The organism is Vibrio phycocola, from assembly GCF_054404255.1.
The window spans coordinates 328,686-348,023 of record NZ_JBTAMQ010000001.1; the positions used below are offsets into that span (position 1 = coordinate 328,686).

Consider the following 19,338-nt stretch of genomic DNA (forward strand, 5'->3'; position numbering starts at 1 on the left):
ATAGTGTTAAGGAATGAAACATGACCGTTTATTTTATTGGTGCAGGGCCAGGTGATCCTGAACTTATGACGATTAAAGGTGCACGAATACTTAAGCAATGTCCAGTTGTGTTATATGCAGGATCATTGATTCCACGGCAACTGTTACAAGATGTCGAGGAAAGTGCAGAATTGATTGTTGATACTGCCAAAATTAACCTTGATGAAATGGAAGCTTACTTTGTGGAAGCGGCCAACGCCGGAAAAGATGTGGCGCGTTTGCAATGCGGTGATCCCGCATTATATGGTGCAATTGCGGAGCAAATCCGTCGTCTTGAAAAACACAATATTGATTATCAAGTGATACCAGGTGTCAGTGCAATGGCAGCATCTGCCGCCTATCTCGGCAAAGAACTAACACTTTCTGGTGTGTCACAAACTGTGATTATGACGCGCTATGAAGGTAAAACTCCATTCCCAGAGCGTGAGCGTTTACCACAATTAGCACAAAGTGGCGCCACCCTTGCGATCCATCTAGGGGTCACTAAAATACGAAAAATTGTCGCGGAACTCCTTCCTCACTATGGTGAAGATTGCCCTGTAGCGGTGTGTTATCGGAGCTCATGGCCGGATCAAGATAAGGTCACTGGAACCTTAGGGGATATTGCTGAAAAAGTAGAAGCGAAAGGTTTTAAACTTACCGCACTTATTTTAGTTGGGCACGTGTTAGATACAGACAATTTTAATGATTCTTATCTTTACCATAAAGATAAGCCCAATATTTTTCGCCGTCGTAAAGGCGAGCTCACCCTTGAAGAGTTAGAGGAACATAATGTCAGCAAGTAATCTCTTATTAAATAAAATTCCGACGACCGTAGTAACTGGTTTTCTGGGTAGTGGTAAAACGACCTTATTGGCTAATCTACTTAAAAAAGCCAAAGGCAAGCGTATTGCTGTGATTATGAATGAATTTGGCGAGCTAGATATTGATTCTGAATTACTGCGTAGCTGTCCACTCGAATGTGAAGATGAAACAGCAGAGCTCATTGGTGGAGATGATGGAATATATGAATTAGCGAATGGCTGTATTTGTTGTACCGTAGAAGAAGAATTTTTACCAGTGATGGAAAAATTGGTTGAGCGCCGTGATCAGATAGATCATATCTTGATCGAGACATCAGGACTTGCTTTACCAAAGCCATTAGTACAAGCGTTTAATTGGCCGGGTATTAAAGAGCATTGCACAGTTGATGCAGTCATCACAGTCGTTGATGGACCAGCGATTGCTGCAGGGCGATTTGCTGCAGATGAAGAGAAGGTGAAGGCACAGCGCGCGCTCGATGATAGCTTAGATCATGATCCAAGCTTACAAGAGTTATTAGATGATCAATTAAATTCAGCTGATTTAGTGGTCGTGAGTAAAAGTGACTTGTTAGATCAAGATGCCCAGAAAACCGTGAAATCGGTTATTGAAAAGCGTTTACCCGACTCGGTAAAAACCGCATATATCAATCATGGTGATGTGCCAATAGAGGTACTGATTGGCATCAATGCCGCCTCTGAAAAAAACATCGAGCAAGTGCATAATCATCATGATCATCACCATGCACATGGCGAACACCATGATCATGCTCATGACCACTTTGACTCGATAGTTGTCAGTTTAGGCAAGGTCGATGCAGAAAAATTAAAAAGCAGTGTCACGGAACTACTGAATACCTTTAACTTGTTCCGTGTAAAAGGGTTTGCGGCAGTAGAAAATAAGCCGATGCGCCAAGTGTTACAAGCCGTAGGCAAGCGTTTAGATGTACACTTTGATAGATTATGGGACGCTTCAGAAACCCCTTGCACACAATTAGTCTTAATTGGTAAAGGCTTAGATGAAGCAGCAGTACTACGCATTTTGAAAACGGCTGAGGTTTAATCGGCAATGCATCTATTAGCAGCACAGCCAGGCGGGTTTGTTGAAGAAGAAGGGATTGTCGATTTAGCGCAATCGCCCGCACCACTCGTTGTGCTTAGTGCAGCCGATAGTCAATTGACCGCCTTGTCAGTGGGTTTTCAACAAGCTAAGCAAACACCGGGCTTGGCTGAAACACGTTTGGCTAATTGGACACATTTACTAAAGCCTGCTGCTTTTGACCTTTATGAAAGTAAGGTGCTTGAGCAGGCGAAAGTAGTTGTCGTCTCGCTATTAGGTGGCAAAGCGTATTGGCAATACGGCGTTGAAGGGTTGTTGCGTTGGTCAACCGAGAAGCCGGAAAGAACGCTTATATTGGTTCCCGGTGATGATAATGTTGACCCTGAGTTAACAGAGTTATCGAATGTTTCTGGAGTCGTCCAGCACACGGTATGGCGTTATTTTCGTGGGGGCGGTATTGAAAATAGTTTGCAACTTTTCAATTATTTAAATAAGTTGTTTTTTTCTCTCGACGTCACATGCCAAGCCCCCACGTTTTTAGCACAAGCTCAGTTTTATAATCAACAGCTGGTCATGCAAAAGTGGCACTCTCAGCAAAAAACAGTGGCGCTGATTTTTTATCGTAGCCATTTGCAATCTGCGAACTGCGAGATGTTTGATCAGTTGATTGATTTAATGTCTGAAAATGGTATTAACCCGTTACCTATTGTGATTAGCTCATTAAAAGATGCGCAAGCGATGTTGGTTGTGAATCAGCTGTTAACAGAGTTTGATTGTCGTTTAATATTGAATACCACCGGTTTTGCTGCCAACACCGTCAGCACTCCAGACTTAAGTTCGGAGCCAAATAGTTTTAAACGCTTATTTACAGTTGATATCCCTATTTTACAAGTGGTGCTGTCGAGTAGCACTTTGGACGATTGGCGAGAATATAAACAAGGTTTACGTAGTCGTGATATTGCGATGCAAGTGGTATTACCTGAAATGGATGGAAAGGTCTTAACGCGGGCAATTAGCTTTAAAAGCGAGGCGTTCTTTGATCAAGCAACTCAAATATCACTAGTACAGTATCAATTACATCATGAGCGTGCGCTGTTTGTGATTGAGCTTGCTAAAAAATACCTGCAACTATCAACGCTGGATAATAATAAAAAACGTATTGCGCTGGTCTTAGCGAATTATCCAACCAAAGATGGACGCATTGGTAATGGCGTTGGGTTAGATACGCCTCAATCAACGATTAATATTTTACGTCGCTTACAAGCGGCGGGGTATCCAGTTGAAGATATTCCTGAGAATGGTAATGCATTAATTGAATCATTATTAGAAGCGGTGACCAATAACCCAAATACCTTACATCATTTGCCTTGTTGGCAGAGTTTATCCTTAGCAGAGTACAAACAATTATTTGCAACATTACCGGAGCAAAGTCAGCAAGCGATCAATACGCGCTGGGGACAACCAGAAGAGGATATTAAGTGCCGCAATGATCGGTTAATGATATCTGGAATACGCCTAGGTGAAACCTTTGTTGGGATTCAACCCGCGCGTGGTTTTAATATTGATTTGCTCGCTAATTATCATGACCCAGATCTCGTGCCACCTCATCATTATTTAGCGTTTTACTTTTGGTTACGAGTGACCTACCAAGTAAATGCGATTATTCATGTCGGCAAGCATGGTAATTTGGAATGGTTACCAGGCAAAGGATTAGCCTTATCGAATGAATGTTGGCCCGATGCTGTGTTAGGTGCGATGCCTCATTTTTACCCTTTTATTGTTAATGACCCCGGTGAAGGGGCGCAGGCAAAAAGACGTACCCAAGCGGTGATTATTGATCACTTAATGCCGCCGATGGCAAGAGCTGAAAGCTATGGAGAATTAGCCGAGCTAGAAGCGCTGGTGGATGAGTATTATCAAGCTCAAGGGTTAGATACACGACGAGAGTCTTGGTTACGTGAGCAAATTTTAGAAAAAGTGCAGCAGACACATATTGTAGAAGAATTAAATCAAGCGGCACTCGAAGATGACGAGCAAGTATTAGAAGAGTTAGACACTTACCTTTGTGACATTAAAGAAGCGCAAATTCGTCATGGTTTGCATATCTTTGGCCAGTTACCTGATGCGCATAAGGTCGCCAATACGCTGGTTGCATTATTACGTTTACCGCGAGGTGAAGGCCCTCAAAATCAGGGTATATTACATTGTTTAGTTGCTGATTTTGCATTGACTGTTGATGGTCAGTTGTTTGACCCATTACAAGCCGATCGGAGACCATGGCAAGGTGATAAGCCGCCATTATTAGCCGCTGTTAGCGACACGCTGTGGCGTAGCCAAGCAGATACACGTGAACGCTTAGAATTATTGGCGTTACGCTGGGTAACAGAGTACCTATTAGATGCACAAAATTTAGATGCACTTGCGCTTTATCCTGCCACTTGTGCACTGTTACGTTATGCACAGCAGCATATTCACAGCGCATTAAAAACGAGTGTTGATAATGAATTGCAAGCTATCGTTGATGGGTTATCGGCTAAATTTATTGAGGCCGGTCCAAGTGGTGCACCAACTCGTGGCCGCTTAGACACATTACCAACTGGGCGTAACTTTTATTCTGTTGATAACCGGGCAATCCCAACTAAAACGGCGTGGGAGCTTGGCCAAAAATCAGCACAAGCCTTACTTCATCGTCATTTGCAAGAACATGGCGAATACCCTCAGCAATTAGGTTTATCGGTTTGGGGGACGGCAACCATGCGCACGGGTGGTGACGATATTGCACAAGCCTTTGCCTTAATGGGCGTTAAACCGATTTGGGCTCAAGGTAGTCATCGCGTGGTCGATTTTGAGGTGATACCTTTTCAATTACTTAATCGTCCGCGTATCGATGTGACATTGCGAGTATCTGGCTTTTTTCGTGATGCTTTTGCGAATGTTATGGCTCTGTTTGATGCGGCGGTGTTGGCAATCAGAGAACTACGAGAGCCAGGTAATGGGAATGTGATTCAGCAAAATATTGAGCAGCGAGAAGCACAACTTATCGCGGATGGCATGACGGTTCAACAAGCTAAGCGGCAGGCCAGTTATCGTGTCTTTGGATCTAAACCCGGTGCTTATGGAGCAGGTTTACAAGGCTTAATTGATGAGCGTTGTTGGGAGCAAAAAAGTGATTTAGCTGAAGCCTATTTAAACTGGGGTGGGTATGCATATGGCAACAAAGCAGGGGATGGCGTGGATGCAAAAGAGGCTTTTTTACATCAGCTAAGTCATCTGCAAGTTGTTGTGCAAAATCAAGATAATCGCGAGCATGACTTACTTGATTCCGATGACTATTACCAATTTCAAGGCGGAATGAGTAATGCCGCGGCTGTGTATTCTGGTCGTGCACCGAGTATTTATCATGGTGATAACAGTAACCCACATCAGCCAGTTGTTAGAACGTTGAAAGAAGAATTGAACCGTGTATTGCGTTCTCGCGTATTAAACCCAAAGTGGATTGAAGCGATGCGAGAGCATGGTTATAAAGGTGCCTTTGAAATGGGGGCGACTGTGGATTACCTCTTTGCCTATGATGCAACGACAGATTTAATTGCAGACTATCAATATAAACAAGTGTGTGATGCATTGCTGTTTGATGAACAGAATCAGCAGTTTTTAAAAGATAATAACCCACAAGTTATGGAAGAGATGGCTGAGCGCTTAATGGAAGCAGCCCAGCGTGGCCTATGGCAAGCCAGTGATGAATATGAACGGCAGTTGCAAGATCTCTTGTTGGACTGCGACGAAATGCAAGAGAGTAAATAATGAAAAGCCAGCATAGTTATAGCGACCTTGAAAAAGATGCGGTTTATCGTGTGATCAAAGAGCGTCGAGATATACGCCATTTCAATAATCAACCATTAGAGCCCGGTTTGTTATTGCGTTTGTTAACCGTTGCCAATCAAGCTCCAAGTGTTGGTTTAATGCAGCCATGGCGTTTTTTGCGTATATCCGATGATATTTTAAAAAATGCAATAAAAGCCTTAGTCGAGCGCGAGAGAAATACGACCGCTGAATTATTAGGTGATCGTAAAAGTGAATTTTTAAAATTAAAGGTAGAAGGCATTTTAGAGTGTGCTGAACTGGTCGTAGTAGCTTTACCTGAAGGGCGTGAAAAACATATTTTTGGACGTCGTTCGATGCCGGATATGGATCTCGCCTCAGTATCCTGTGCTATTCAAAATATGTGGTTAGCTGCTCGAGCTGAAGGAATTGGCTTGGGTTGGGTGTCTTTGTTTGACCCGATTGCATTAGCACAATTGTTAAACATGCCAGCAGATAGTCGCCCAGTCGCTATTTTATGTATTGGCCATGTTGAAAAGTTTTATGAAAAGCCGATGTTAATTGAAGAGAATTGGGCGCAGGCAGCGCCTATTGAATCTTTTTTATATGATAACTATTGGCCCAACAAGAATTGTAAGTAGGTTAAACCGTCATGCTTATATGAATACTGCAAGTTATTGCTTGATACTGTTTTAAACTATTTCATTATTTATAAAAAGGAATCAGATGAGTACACAATCAACTAAAAAAGGGATCATGGTGTGCGGCCATGGTAGCCGAGATAAAGACGCTGAAGTCGAGTTTTCACTGGTCGCTGAAGGCTTAAAAAAACGTTTTCCTGAGATCCCCATTGAGTATGGCTTTTTAGAGTATTCTGCACCTAATATTCATATGGGATTAAATCGCTTAATTGAACAGGGTGTTGAGCATATTTATGCGGTGCCAGGTATGTTGTTTGCCGCAACGCATGCTAAAAATGATATTCCCTCAGTGTTGACGACTTATGAAGAAAAAAATGAAGGCTTAACGGTGACTTATGGGCAAGAGCTAGGTTTGCAAGATCCCATGATTGATGCTTTTCAGGCGCGTATTTATGAGTCTTTAGGGCTCAATGCGGATAACCCTCCAGCAGATTTGTATGACACCATGTTAGTGGTGGTGGGGCGCGGAACCTCAGATACAGAAGCCAATGCGGAAGTCGCTAAATTAACTCGTATTGTGAGTGAAAATATGGGCTTTGGATGGGCTGACACCGTGTATTCAGGAGTGACTTATCCATCGGTTGGTGTGGGCTTAGAGCAATTGTTGAAGCTAGGATATAAACGTATTGTGGTTGCACCTTATTTTCTGTTTACTGGTCGATTAATTAAACGAATTACCGGGTACATCAATAAAGTAGCAGGTGAAAATCCAGATGTTGAGTTTATTAATACGCCATATTTACGCGATCATAAAAAAGTGATTGATGCTTTTGAAGTACGTGTACGTAATATCATGGATGATAAGGTCGTTGATGAAGACTTAATGACGACCTTCAAACGACGATTAGCAGCAGGGGAGGTGGATGTGCACCATCATCATGCTGAATATAAAGATCCGGAGACGCATGATCATCAACACGATCATGCTCATCATCATGGCCATTCACACAGCCACGCGCATGACCACTCGCACAGTCATCAACATGAACATGCTCATACAGAGCCACATAGCCATGGGGTTTATAAGCATATTACACACCCACTTGGCCCACGAACGATGATTGGAGAAGGAATTTGCCATTGCTTTATGAGCCAGTTCCCTCAGTCCTTGCTGGATGAAGAAAGTGAGCGTATTGAAAATGGCGTTCAAGGTCAGCCGCTAGCACATAGGTAATAAGATGTGAAGCTCCGGAGGGCGGCACTTGGTTACGGGTGTCGCCTATCTAGTTGTATTCAGTTTCTCACATTGAAATCGAGCCCACTACTGGATGCTAGAACTGAAAAACATTCAGATAGCTCACCATTTTCTTTAAATCTTTAGATTTTAAAAAATATAGTCAGTGGTCTCACACTAAATTCTTCCGCAAAAGCTCTTATTGAAATAAACTTGCATCTTAATGAAATGAATAAGTATTAGAGGAAAAAATGTCCGCAAATAAAACCTTGAGTCTTGAGTTGATTGAAAGTGGTCGCGATATTCCGTTAAGTGAATTGATATTTGCAAAGCGTGTGCTTGATAACTATACGGCCATTGCGTGCGAAAGTAGCCCTAAAGAATTACTAGTTGAAATACGAGAAGCGGCTCAGGGTGTTGAGTATTTTAAATCTCAAGAGAGCACTTGCGATGCGCGCAATTATATCAGTGGTTTGTTTTTGAAGATTAGTGATGTTGATTCGTTTGAAGAATATAAATCGGTAGCAGCGACACCACGCCAAGTGCTTTCAGAAATCATTGATGACAGAGCAGCACTCCTTAAACATGAGAGAGAGCTGCTGCTCGCCTCGGGGTACAATGTTTGATACCAGAGATTAAGGATTGGCAGTAGTGCTCACTAGATGGTTTGTATCCGTTTGTGTAGTTCGATGCCATTCTCGATCTTGGGCTTAAACAATGAGAGAAAGAGAGTTGGTTGGCCTATCTCTATCCGAGTCAGAGAGGCAATTATGGGCTCCGATTCAGAACAAGTTGTGCTGCTTCTAACTTAAATTCTGGGTTAAATAGTTGTCTTGTACGTTTTTTCATAGTGTCGCCTATTAATTTATAAGGTGATGATATCACCTCTAACGAAGTGACCAAATTTAACGTACTACTACAGGTGTCCAAATGGTGGTTATAACGGTGTCCATGTTTGAATTTGGTGTCTTTCAAAACCTGAACTATCGCACACTATCTATAGTCATGCTTTAGAAGATCTCGTTTCGATGAGAAGTCACAACTCTGTTGAAAAAACAGCAGATCTTTTTACAAAAATTTAGTGGAAAAATGTCTGACTCTGTTCACTCTGATAGGCCATCAAAAAAATGCCAAAAGCGTTGGTCTAAAATTAATAGAAACAGAAGTGTTGATTTTTTAAACCCAAACGTTGGCGCTCCATTTATGCAGTGTGAACAATAGGTTGCGATCGATGTTCCACAAAAATTAATAATTTCAAAAGATGCCGATAATACTATTTTAGTATCTTATAATATTCCCGAATGTATCAAGCAAAGACACAATATACAAGGCTGTGACAAGCTAACTAAAAAGTCGTAAATATTTTAAAAAGACTGACAAATCTCGCCGCTAAATAGGCGAATATATATAAAATATTATAGTTGCTTAATTATTTTAAGTGAGATATAACTTATAACACTTAGTTTATTTAATAACTAAATTAAGTACGAATTATCAGCGACGCAGCTGAATAAATAAGAAATTTTTTATAGATTTCTGCTTTATTCAGCTGCGTTTTTTTTTGCTTTAAATTTACGGTTCTGCCGAAAAAGGGAAATAAGTAATGAAAAAAAATATAGTCAAAAGGGCATTTTTATGTAGCGCAATCTTAGGAATGAATTCAGCTTTTGCTGAAATTAAAGTCAGTGCTATTTATGATATTACAGGAAGCTTTAGTATCTTTGGTGTCATGCAAAGCAATGCTGTTAAATTAGCTATTGATGACATTAACGCAGAAGGAGGGTTACTGGGTGAAAAGCTGAAATTGATTACTTATGATACACAATCAGAGCTAAGTAAATATACTCAATATGCTAATACAACCGTGTTAAAGGATAGACCAGTTGCAGTGTTCGGAGGCATGACAAGTTCGTCTCGTGAAGCTATTCGCCCAATTTTTAGAAAAGCTGATGTTCCTTACTTCTATAGTACGCTTTATGAAGGTGGAGCATGTGACAAACAAACATTTGTAGTAAGTCCTTCTGCTTCCCAGCAAATAAAACCGTTGGTTGAATGGGCAATAAAAGAATACGGGCCAAAAATGTATATTATGGCACCTGATTATAACTACGGCACTATCTCAGCACTTTGGTACCACGAGTACGCAAAACAGTTTGGGGGTGAAGTTGTCGGAGAAGAGTTCCTTGCTCTGACTGTGACAGACTATGCTCCTACTATTCAAAAAATTCAAAAAGCAAAACCTGATTTCGTTGTTGCTATTCCAGTCGGTCCTAATCAAGTGGGATTCTTAGAGCAATTTTCTTCTGCAGGCTTAAAAGAAAATATTCCTGTTGTTTCTTCAAACTACAGTACTGCAAATGAGCAAGTATTACTAACACCTAAAGCGAGTGAAGGAATCGTTTCAAGTCATGTCTACTTTTCAAGTTTAGATAACCCAGAAAATAAGGCCTTCCTAGATAAATGGAGCAAAGCTTATGGTGAAGGACAAACTATTTCGCCAGAAGCGGTGACAGCATGGAATGCAGTGCACTTATGGGCTGAGGCGATAGAAAAATCAGGTTCTTTCAAATCTAAGCCTGTTTATGCCGCTATGGAAAGTGGCGATATTAACTTCAAAGGCCCCAATGGCTTTGTCAGCGTTGAACCAGGATCTCATCATGTAAAACAAAATACTTACATTGCGGTTGGTGATGATAACTATGGTTTCGACATTATAAAAACATTTGATGCAATTGCACCTAGTTATGAAAACGAAACGTGTGACCTTATCAGCAACCCTAAATTAGTAGGGCATTTCACTCCAGAAGCTTAGTGTTTACTTATCACTCTACCAATTACTCTAACAAGCAAACTAGATTAGTTAATTAGTGTAATCAGTATTGTATACACTCTCATAAGAGAGTGTATTTCTTCACTTTTTGAGAGAAAAGTTATGGAATTCGACTATCTAATGACAGTGTTACTGTCATCATTATCCAGCGCTTCAATTTTGCTGATAGCTGCAATGGGTTTAGCGGTTGTATTTGGACTTATGGGAGTCATTAATCTTGCCCATAGTGAGTTTTTAATGATTGGGGCTTATACCGCCTTAACGCTAACAAAATTGGGTGTACCTTATCTACTATCAATACCTTTAGCTGTTGCTTTTACCATGTTAATGGGAGCAATTGTAGACGTGCTTATTATTAGACGCCTTTATGGCAGATTATTTGACACCATGCTAGCGACTTGGGGCTTAAGTATGTTTTTCATGCAACTAGTGGTTGTGTTGTTTGGAACAAGTACAGCAAGCGTTGCCACTATCCCATCTTTCAGCATTAATATCGGAGAATATAGCTTAGACGGCTACCGATTATTGATGATAGTCATCGCAGCTTTAATGTTTTTATTTGTATATACCTTAATGACTAAAACGGTATATGGAATGAAAGCTCGTGCCTCAATACAACAGCCCCAAATGGCTCAAGCCATAGGGATTGACTCACATAAAGTGAATACACTGACTTTTGCTATCGGATGTGGTTTGGCTGGTTTTGCTGGCGCAATATTATTACCTCTCGTCCCTGCTACTCCAACAATGGGATTAGCGTTCGCCGTTAAATCTTTCTTAGCCGTTGTTGTTGCTGGACCAGTTGCATTAACTGGAACTGTGTTAACTGCTCTAGGGCTAGGTGGAGGTGCTTCTATCACTGCAAGCTTTTTATCCTCAGTGATAGGTGAAGTTTTCTTCTTTCTCATCACAGCATTATTGCTTTGGTTATACCCGTTTGGAGTTTCAGTTAAATGGCGCAGAAAGCTGTAGGTATCAATATGACTTTATCAGAAAAAATTTATCAATCAGCAGGGATCACTTTACCTGCTATTTCAATCTTATTCGCATTGATAGCAGCTTATTATATCGATCCTTATCTTGCTTTTGTTTCAACTTCATGGGTTATTTTTGGTTTACTGGGAATGAGTTTGGACATCGTATGGGGCAGAGGTGGCTTATTAAGCTTAGGTCAAACAGCATTCTATGGAATGGGTGGATACTTTGGCAGTATTGTAGCAATCAATTTCTCGGCGACCACAGGTAACTCAATCATATGGGCATTACCTGCTGGCGCTCTTTTTGGGGCAATTCTGGCCGTCATATTAGGATATATTATTTTTTATGCCCGCATGGGGGCATTACAAAGCACGATTTTAACTTACACATTTACATTATTACTTTGGTCGGTTGCGCAGCCATTCAAGCTCAAAGTAGGTGAAGCATCTATTGTTGGTGATAGTGGTTTATCTAATATTCCTGGCATTATCATTAGTTTTGGCGAAGAGGCTGAACCTTTGGCTCCTAACCAAGCGTTAATGGCCGTTATTATCATCGCTTCAATACTTTACTTTGTGACTCGTCGTTTAATGAGTAGCCATTTTGGACGAATTATTGACTGCATTCGCATAGACCAGGAGAAAGCTGCGCTACTTGGTTACGACGTGCGAAAGTATCAACTGCTTAATTTTACTTATGCAGGGGCAATTGCAGGTTTAGCTGGAACCCTATATGCACTCTGGTCAAACTTTTTAAGTCCATCAATATTTTCTATCCAAGAAGCTTTTTTACCGCCTATTTATGTATTGGTCGGTGGCTTGGGCACATTGGTTGGGCCTTTTGTGGGAGCTTTGACTATTGGTATTTTATCCTTTGTTTTAGGTGGTACTGCTGGAGGCCAAACTACCTTGATCTTAGGAGCAACATTGATTCTCCTCGTATTATTCTTAAAGAATGGCATCTTAGGGAGTTTAGATCTTTTATGGAAAAGGTTCCTTCCTGATCCCAATGCGGCGGCGCGTAATACCAACCCAGTAAAAATTGATGGTGATACCTTAAAAGAAATCCTAAAAGAAGCCGAACAACAAGCTGGCCCAGCCAAAAGCTTATCCACAAATGATTTATTTAAAAAGTTTGGTGGAGTGATTCCAGTCAATAAAGTAAATCGCTCGTTTATTCCAGGTAAACCTTACTCATTAATTGGGGCCAATGGCGCAGGTAAGAGTTCATTTCTAAAAACCTGTGTTGGTATGTATAAACCTGAAAGTGGCTCTGTTCACCTAGGGGATCTTGATATAACTCATTCAGCTGTTTTTGAGCGAGTAGAAAATGGTATGGGAGTGAAAAACCAAAAACCTCAAATATTCGGTGATTTATCAGTACTGGATAATCTTTGGGTAGCTGCATATTCACGTACTAAGCAAAATCAACAAGCCTTAGGAGTCAGTCATAAAATATTGACTATGTTAGGACTCGAAGATCAATCTAATGTAGCTGCTTCTGCTCTCTCGCACGGTCAACAACAATGGTTAGATATCGGCATGGTACTTTGTTTAGCTCCTAGAGTTATTTTCTTAGATGAACCAGCAGCAGGCATGACCAAAGAAGAAACTCGAGAACTCTCTTCTTTAATTAAAATTTTAGCGTTACATACAACCGTTGTCATCGTCGAGCATGATATGGATTTTGTACGCACGTTGGAAGGAGAAGTAACAGTACTTCATCAAGGTAAAGTATTTGCTGAGGGTGACATTCAATCATTACGTAAAGACGAGAGAGTACTTGATGTTTATTTAGGGAGAAGAAAGCATGTTTAAAATCTTAAATGCAACAGGAGGGTACGGAAAAACAACCATTATCCGAGGTATCTCATTAGAAGTTAAACAGGGTGAGATCGTTGCACTATTAGGCAGAAACGGTGTGGGGAAATCAACCGTGATGCGATATGCGACTGGAACTATTCCCGCGATGACTGGGCACGTAGAAATGGATGGTGTAAAAGCTGAAAAGTCCCCGACAAGCAGAGCTAAATTAGGCATTGGTTATGTTCCACAGGGGCGATATGTTTTTCCTCGTATGTCAGTGAGAGAGAATATTGCTGTTGCTGCTGCAGCCAATGGCCATATTGCTCATCAAATAGTTGAAAAACTTCTTGAAGATTTTCCGATTCTTGTTCCAAAAATAAACGACCTTGCTGGTGGGTTATCCGGTGGCCAACAACAAATCTTAGCCTTAGCTAGAGCCTTAGCAACAAAACCGAAAATCCTATTGCTAGATGAACCTACAGAGGGAGTTCAACCCTCTATTATTGATGAAATGTCAGGCATTCTAAAACGCATTAATAAAGAAGATAACATCTCAATACTGGTTGCTGAGCAAGATCTAGATTTTTGTTTATCCATTGCTAAACAAGCTTATGTGATGGACAAAGGGGAAATAAATAGAGTAATAAGCCGCGATGATTTACGTGAAAATAAAGCATTACAACAAGAGTTATTAGGAGTTTAAACATGGAAAAAAATAAACAATTTACACCATTAACAAAAGCGGAAGAGCAAGAAGTTCTGGAAATTTTAGATCGTATTAGATCGGGATTAGCTATCCCAGTTGAATCGCAATTTGAAGAGCCAGCACACCTATTAAACTCAGGAGCATTCAATGTTAAAAAATAATCGTACTCTAGAGCAGCAAAGCTTAGATTTAGCCTCTGGTAAAGAAACTGCTGTCTCTTTAACACTAAAAGCATTGGAGAAGGCGGAAGAGTTTAAACATTTAAACGCATATGTAGTACTTGATAAAGAGATATCCTTAGCGCAAGCAGAGGCATCTGATGCTCGTCGTACGACTGGGAAGTTGTTGAGTGCGTTAGATGGTATTCCTATTGCAATAAAGGATAACTATTTAACCAAGGACTACCCAACCACAGCCTGCTCTAATGCTAAGCCTCTTGAGCCAAGTGGCCAGGATGCAACGATTGTTGCGAATCTTCGTGAAGCGGGTGTGATCATTTTTGGCAAAACTAATATGGATGAATGGGCTTTTAGTCCGACTAATGTTAACTCCAATATAGGCCCGGTGCTTAATCCTCATAATACTCAACATGTTACAGGCGGAAGCAGTGGTGGCTCCGCTGCTGCTGTTGCTTCTGGTATTGTGGCAGCGGCATTAGGAAGTGATACTGGCGGGTCAATTCGAATGCCAGCTGCAGCTTGCGGTATTTATGGTTTCAAGCCAAGTTATGGGAGAGCGTCACGTCATGGTGTTTTACCATTAAGTTGGTCACTAGATGCGCCTGGACCGCTAGCAAGTTCTTTGCAGGATATTGAAATGTTATTGCCTTACTTTTTAGGCAATGACCCAAAAGATGTATCAACCTTTGCTTCAACGGATTTTAAAAAAGAACAGAGCAATAACACTCTTGAGATTGTTTACTTAACAGGAGATGGCTTAGAAAGTAGCGAAGAGGTCGATCAAACTGTTAAAAAATCCCTGATTGCATCATCAGCTCATGTAAAAGAAGCTGAATTATCTAATGTTGATAACTATTATGAGGCGTGGGAAGCCATCATATTTAGTGAAGCGGCTTCTTACCATCAACCATTACTACAAGCTAACGCTGATGGATTCTCTTCTAGCTTAAGAGTTAAATTAGAAGCAGGTTCTCGACTTACTGCCTTAGAAGTTTTACATGCTCAAAAACTACGTAGTCGGTTAATCAATACTTTAACCAACGAATTAGGGGAATGGGACATAATTGCAACGCCAACTTTACCCATCACTGCACCATCACAAAACGAAGAAGAGCAAGAGTTTGCTGGAAAAACAGTCCATGCTCATAAAAGTATGTTGTGGTTTTGTGTATTAGGAAACATGACTGGTTTCCCTTGTGTGACGTTACCCGTTGGGTTTTCTGACAATGGCCTACCTATTGGTATCATGCTAATGGGTAAACCCAATGAAGACGAAAAGTTATTAGCGATGGCTATGCAGTTTGAACAGTCCATTATAAAGACATAGAAATAAACCATTTGTAGCGACTAAATAGAGTAATGCTTATGCCCAACAAAACACCACAAAATAATCATCAAGACTCAATAAAAATTGGCGTTCTTTTTTCTCAATCAGGCCCGATGGCAATCCCTGAAAAAGCACATCTAAGTGGGGTTTTATTAGCCTGTGAAGAGATTAATGAAAAAGGAGGAATTTCAGGGAAACTATTAAAGCCAATTATTTTAGATCCAGCAGGGGATGATTTGCTATACGCTAAAATGGCTACGGAATTATTAGTAAAATATCGAGTTAATGTAATTTTTGGCTGTTGTTTGTCATCTAGTAGAAAAGCAGTCTTACCTATTATAGAGCGCTTTAACGGTATTTTATTTTACCCTTCTGTTTATGAAGGGTTTGAATATTCCCCCAATGTTATTTATGGAGGAGGCGTACCAAACCAACTAGTATTGCCTCTTCTAAAATATATATTTGATCACTATGGGAAAAAAGTAGCATTAATAGGGTTAGATTACTTATACCCAAGAGAAATCAACCGAGTCGTTTCTGAATTTCTTGATGCTAGCGATGGAGAAGTTGTTATTGAAAAATATCTCAACTTCTCGACCGAAGAGGAAGACTTAAAAACTAGCTTAGAGCAACTACTAGCAACCAAGCCTAGTGTTATATTCTCGACAGTCGTCGGCTTAGATAGTATTCGTTTGTTCAGTGCTTATGCTGATTTAGAAGTTGATGGTATTAAACCACCGATAGCCTCTTTAACTGCTGTTGAAACAAGTATTCAAGCCCTAGATAAAGGTAAACGAGACGGTTATATATCCGTTGCTCCTTATTTCTCGTCATTAAGTACCGATATCAACGCTCAGTTTAATAATAACTTTAAAAGTAAATTTGGCGAAAATGAAACACCTTGTGTTTTTAGTGAAGTTGCATACTCCCTTGTTAATATCTTTGCTAGTGCTTTATCTGATGCCGAGTATACCGATACGGAAAGTATTTTGGCTGCACTTTCAGGCGCTGTTTTCAAATCTCCAGGAGGAGACCTTTTTCTCGATTTAGATACCAATCATTTTACAATGAGGCCTTACGTTGCTAAATCTAATGCAGAAGGGCAATATGATATTTTATGGAGAGCACCATCTGCGATTAAACCTGATCCATATTTAGTCGCTTATGATCGAACAATCGATATTTAACGGAATATAATAAGGAATAAATGAACAGATGAGTACTTCTTCTAAAGATTATCAATTACTTCGACGTTTGCGACAGATGCGGATTTTAGTAATACATCCAGATGATTCAGATCGAAAGACGCTCATCGATCATATAAGAAGAATTGGTTGCCAAGTTAGCTATGTTTGGCCAGCACCTAAAGCGATAGAAAACAGTTGCGACGCAGTTATTTTTTCTATTGATAGTAACAATACAAAAAACTCAATTTCATGGATGGCAAGCAATGAAACAGCTGCTCGTATTGGCGTTATTGCTTACGAAACACCTGAAATTTTAACCGAGCTAGAATACTTTAACGTACATGGCGTTATTTCTAAGCCGATTCGAATATTTGGTCTATTAGCCGTATTAACCACCTCTATTGGCTTCTCAAAGCACGAAAAACGATTAAAAAAACGCATAAACTCTTTAGATGAAACCTTAAAAGGAAGACGGAAGGTTGAACAAGCAGTAGCGATACTTTCTAACTTAAAAGGTATCTCCGAAACTGACTCTTATAAACGTTTAAGAGAAAAGTCTATGAAAGATAAATGTTCAATAGCTACTATAGCAGAAGCTATTATTGCCTCGAGTGAAGTATAAAATAGAGAACTTAAATCTTTTATTATATAGCTTATATTAAAGATTGAATATTATATTAGTGGAAGCTTTTATAGAATAATCTATCAAGGCATTTATATATATTTATTAAGAATAAATAATGCCTCCTCTTCATCAATAAGAAATTAATACCTTAAGCATAGATTTTTATAATTATTCGGATTATTAATATTCATGTTGTTATAAGTTATCGCCACTCAAAACGTACATTTCGAAAATAATTTTTAAGATTGTTGTTCCCCTAAAACTATCAATTCCAAGTATTTAGTACTTTCCTCGATACCTCAGAGTCTTAGACATGACTTCGGCGGCTATTCATTAAATCTGGAGTAGCCGATTATTAAAATATAGTCGTATCCATCTAAATTTGCTCTATATCACACTTGTTAATGAACGTAACAACTATTTAACAATTGTCGATCTTGCTCACTTTTCGAGAACATTTTTCAATATAACATAAATTGGAATTATTGGATGTTAAGATTTCGCATTGCGGAATCTTGTTAAAGAGCTCTGTTAATCAAATATCAAGCAGACCTTTCTAGCTATCGAAACAGGTAAACCGTGAGGAATATTATGGAGTTAGTCAATAGCCCCCAGGGGAGTCTATTAACAGTAGAATCACTGACTAAACACTTTTTCAACTTTGTTGCTTTAGACTCAGCATCTTTTAGTGTTCACAAAGGGCGTTGCGTCGCTTTGTTAGGTGAAAATGGAGCGGGTAAATCAACACTGATCAAAACGTTAGCGGGAATAAATAAAAAAACCTCTGGGAAAATTATATTTCGAGGTACAGAAGTTGAAGATGCCGTGCAGTTAGCGTCATCAGATAAAACCCCAATTGCTTTTATCCATCAAGACTTAGGACTCATTGAATGGATGACTGTTGCTGAAAACATTGGCTTAACACTAGGGTTTCCCAAACGATTTGGCATCATAAGCTGGAAAGCTGCTGAAAAACGTGCCGTAGAGGTACTTCGCTTAGTTGGTCTAGATATAAATCCTAATGAACGGATATTTAATTTATCTGCAGCGGAAAAATCGCTACTGGGTATTGCACGCGCCTTGGCGACTGATGCAGAAGTGTTAGTACTAGATGAGCCGACAGCGTCGTTAGTGTCGAGTGATGTCGAACAAATGTTTCAAGTATTACGTTCTCTCAAAGAACGTGGCGTTGGTTTAATTTACGTTTCGCATAGACTTGATGAAATATACGACATTTGTGATGACGTTGTAGTCATGCGAGATGGACGCATTGTGGGTTCTGGTTTGGTCAAAGATCACGATTTAGATGCTGTTGTTACCATGATGGTAGGCTCTAAGACCCAGAAGAATTTTAGAACACCATTACAGAAGGATAACCCCGTACTTCTAGAAGTTAAGGATCTAGTTCTTGGAAGCCTCTCACCCTTTAATATGAGCCTTAGAAAAGGGGAGCTAGTTTCTCTTGTTGGCCTACGCAATGCTGGTCAAGAAGCGATTGGTCAGGCTCTTTTTGGTCGGTTAAACATAAAATCTGGACAAGTCTTTGTCGAAAATAAACAGGTTAATATTTCATCTCCCGCGACAAGCATTAAAAGTGGGTTTTCTATGGTTGCTGCCGATCGGGTAAAAGAAAGTATTTGTGCTTCGATGAGTGCGTTAGAGAACTTTAATCTGAATCCAACTAATTTGAGTCGTGGGGAACTTGCTCCATTACTCAATTCCGTTGAGCAACAAGACACCCTACGTGCCATGGATAAATACGGTGTCAGACCCAAAGATCCAAACATTGCTATTGGTTCTATGAGTGGCGGAAATCAACAGAAAATGATCTTGGCTCGCTGGTTCAGTTTGAATAAACCGATTTTAATTCTAGATAACCCAACTGCTGGCGTGGATATCGGCGCGCGTGCTGATATCTATCGAATTATGCAGGCGGCTATTTCTCAAGGTATGTCTGTCATCGTCATTTCGACTGATTTTGAAGAAGTTGTGAATATTTCAAACAGAGCGTTGGTTTTTAACCGCGGCAAAGTAACTAAAGAGTTATTTGAAGATGAAATATCCGTATCAAATTTGCTGAAGTATGCATCAGGTTCTAAATAGGA

General features: G+C 40.1%; 15 protein-coding genes. All 15 read left to right on the plus strand.

Annotation, left to right across the window (positions count from 1 at the left end; translation table 11 throughout):
• Positions 1-20: 20 nt before the first annotated feature.
• A complete protein-coding gene (gene cobM / locus ACXJY6_RS01615) occupies positions 21-824 on the plus strand; it encodes a precorrin-4 C(11)-methyltransferase (protein WP_456051404.1) in 804 nt (267 codons plus the stop codon).
• The gene (cobW, locus tag ACXJY6_RS01620) at positions 811-1,902 is read left to right on the plus strand and encodes a cobalamin biosynthesis protein CobW (protein WP_458767052.1); all 1,092 of its coding nucleotides are present in this window, start codon (positions 811-813) and stop codon (positions 1,900-1,902) included. Before cobM ends, cobW begins: the two co-directional genes overlap by 14 nt.
• Before the next feature lie 6 nt (positions 1,903-1,908).
• The gene (cobN, locus tag ACXJY6_RS01625) at positions 1,909-5,703 is read left to right on the plus strand and encodes a cobaltochelatase subunit CobN (RefSeq protein ID WP_458767054.1); all 3,795 of its coding nucleotides are present in this window, start codon (positions 1,909-1,911) and stop codon (positions 5,701-5,703) included.
• The gene (gene bluB, locus ACXJY6_RS01630; RefSeq protein ID WP_456051407.1) at positions 5,703-6,362 is read left to right on the plus strand and encodes a 5,6-dimethylbenzimidazole synthase; all 660 of its coding nucleotides are present in this window, start codon (positions 5,703-5,705) and stop codon (positions 6,360-6,362) included. The genes cobN and bluB overlap by 1 nt, the downstream gene beginning before the upstream one ends.
• Positions 6,363-6,447: 85 nt before the next feature.
• The gene (locus ACXJY6_RS01635; protein WP_458767055.1) at positions 6,448-7,596 is read left to right on the plus strand and encodes a sirohydrochlorin chelatase; all 1,149 of its coding nucleotides are present in this window, start codon (positions 6,448-6,450) and stop codon (positions 7,594-7,596) included.
• Between the two features lie 251 nt (positions 7,597-7,847).
• Entirely contained in the window at positions 7,848-8,222 is a 375-nt protein-coding gene (locus tag ACXJY6_RS01640; RefSeq protein ID WP_458767057.1) for a hypothetical protein, read from the plus strand.
• 977 nt (positions 8,223-9,199) lie between these two features.
• Entirely contained in the window at positions 9,200-10,408 is a 1,209-nt protein-coding gene (locus tag ACXJY6_RS01645; protein ID WP_458767059.1) for an urea ABC transporter substrate-binding protein, read from the plus strand.
• Between the two features lie 120 nt (positions 10,409-10,528).
• Positions 10,529-11,398: a branched-chain amino acid ABC transporter permease gene (locus ACXJY6_RS01650; protein WP_458767061.1), complete on the plus strand. Its 870-nt coding sequence runs from the start codon at positions 10,529-10,531 to the stop codon at positions 11,396-11,398.
• Positions 11,380-13,221, plus strand: coding sequence for an ABC transporter permease subunit (locus ACXJY6_RS01655; RefSeq protein WP_458767063.1), 1,842 nt, complete (start codon positions 11,380-11,382; stop codon positions 13,219-13,221). The genes ACXJY6_RS01650 and ACXJY6_RS01655 overlap by 19 nt, the downstream gene beginning before the upstream one ends.
• Positions 13,214-13,912, plus strand: a complete 699-nt coding sequence (locus ACXJY6_RS01660; protein WP_458767065.1) for an ABC transporter ATP-binding protein — start codon at positions 13,214-13,216, stop codon at positions 13,910-13,912. Before ACXJY6_RS01655 ends, ACXJY6_RS01660 begins: the two co-directional genes overlap by 8 nt.
• 2 nt (positions 13,913-13,914) lie before the next feature.
• On the plus strand, positions 13,915-14,076 hold the full coding sequence (locus tag ACXJY6_RS01665) for a hypothetical protein (RefSeq protein ID WP_456051414.1): 162 nt from the start codon (positions 13,915-13,917) through the stop codon (positions 14,074-14,076).
• Positions 14,063-15,421 (plus strand): amidase, encoded by a 1,359-nt coding sequence (locus tag ACXJY6_RS01670; protein WP_458767067.1) that lies wholly within the window; start codon positions 14,063-14,065, stop codon positions 15,419-15,421. Before ACXJY6_RS01665 ends, ACXJY6_RS01670 begins: the two co-directional genes overlap by 14 nt.
• A gap of 38 nt (positions 15,422-15,459) precedes the next feature.
• Positions 15,460-16,608 (plus strand): transporter substrate-binding domain-containing protein, encoded by a 1,149-nt coding sequence (locus ACXJY6_RS01675; RefSeq protein ID WP_456051416.1) that lies wholly within the window; start codon positions 15,460-15,462, stop codon positions 16,606-16,608.
• A gap of 28 nt (positions 16,609-16,636) precedes the next feature.
• On the plus strand, positions 16,637-17,230 hold the full coding sequence (locus ACXJY6_RS01680; protein WP_456051417.1) for an ANTAR domain-containing response regulator: 594 nt from the start codon (positions 16,637-16,639) through the stop codon (positions 17,228-17,230).
• A 594-nt stretch (positions 17,231-17,824) separates the two neighbouring features.
• The gene (locus ACXJY6_RS01685; protein WP_458767069.1) at positions 17,825-19,336 is read left to right on the plus strand and encodes a sugar ABC transporter ATP-binding protein; all 1,512 of its coding nucleotides are present in this window, start codon (positions 17,825-17,827) and stop codon (positions 19,334-19,336) included.
• The last annotated feature ends 2 nt before the right edge of the window (positions 19,337-19,338 follow it).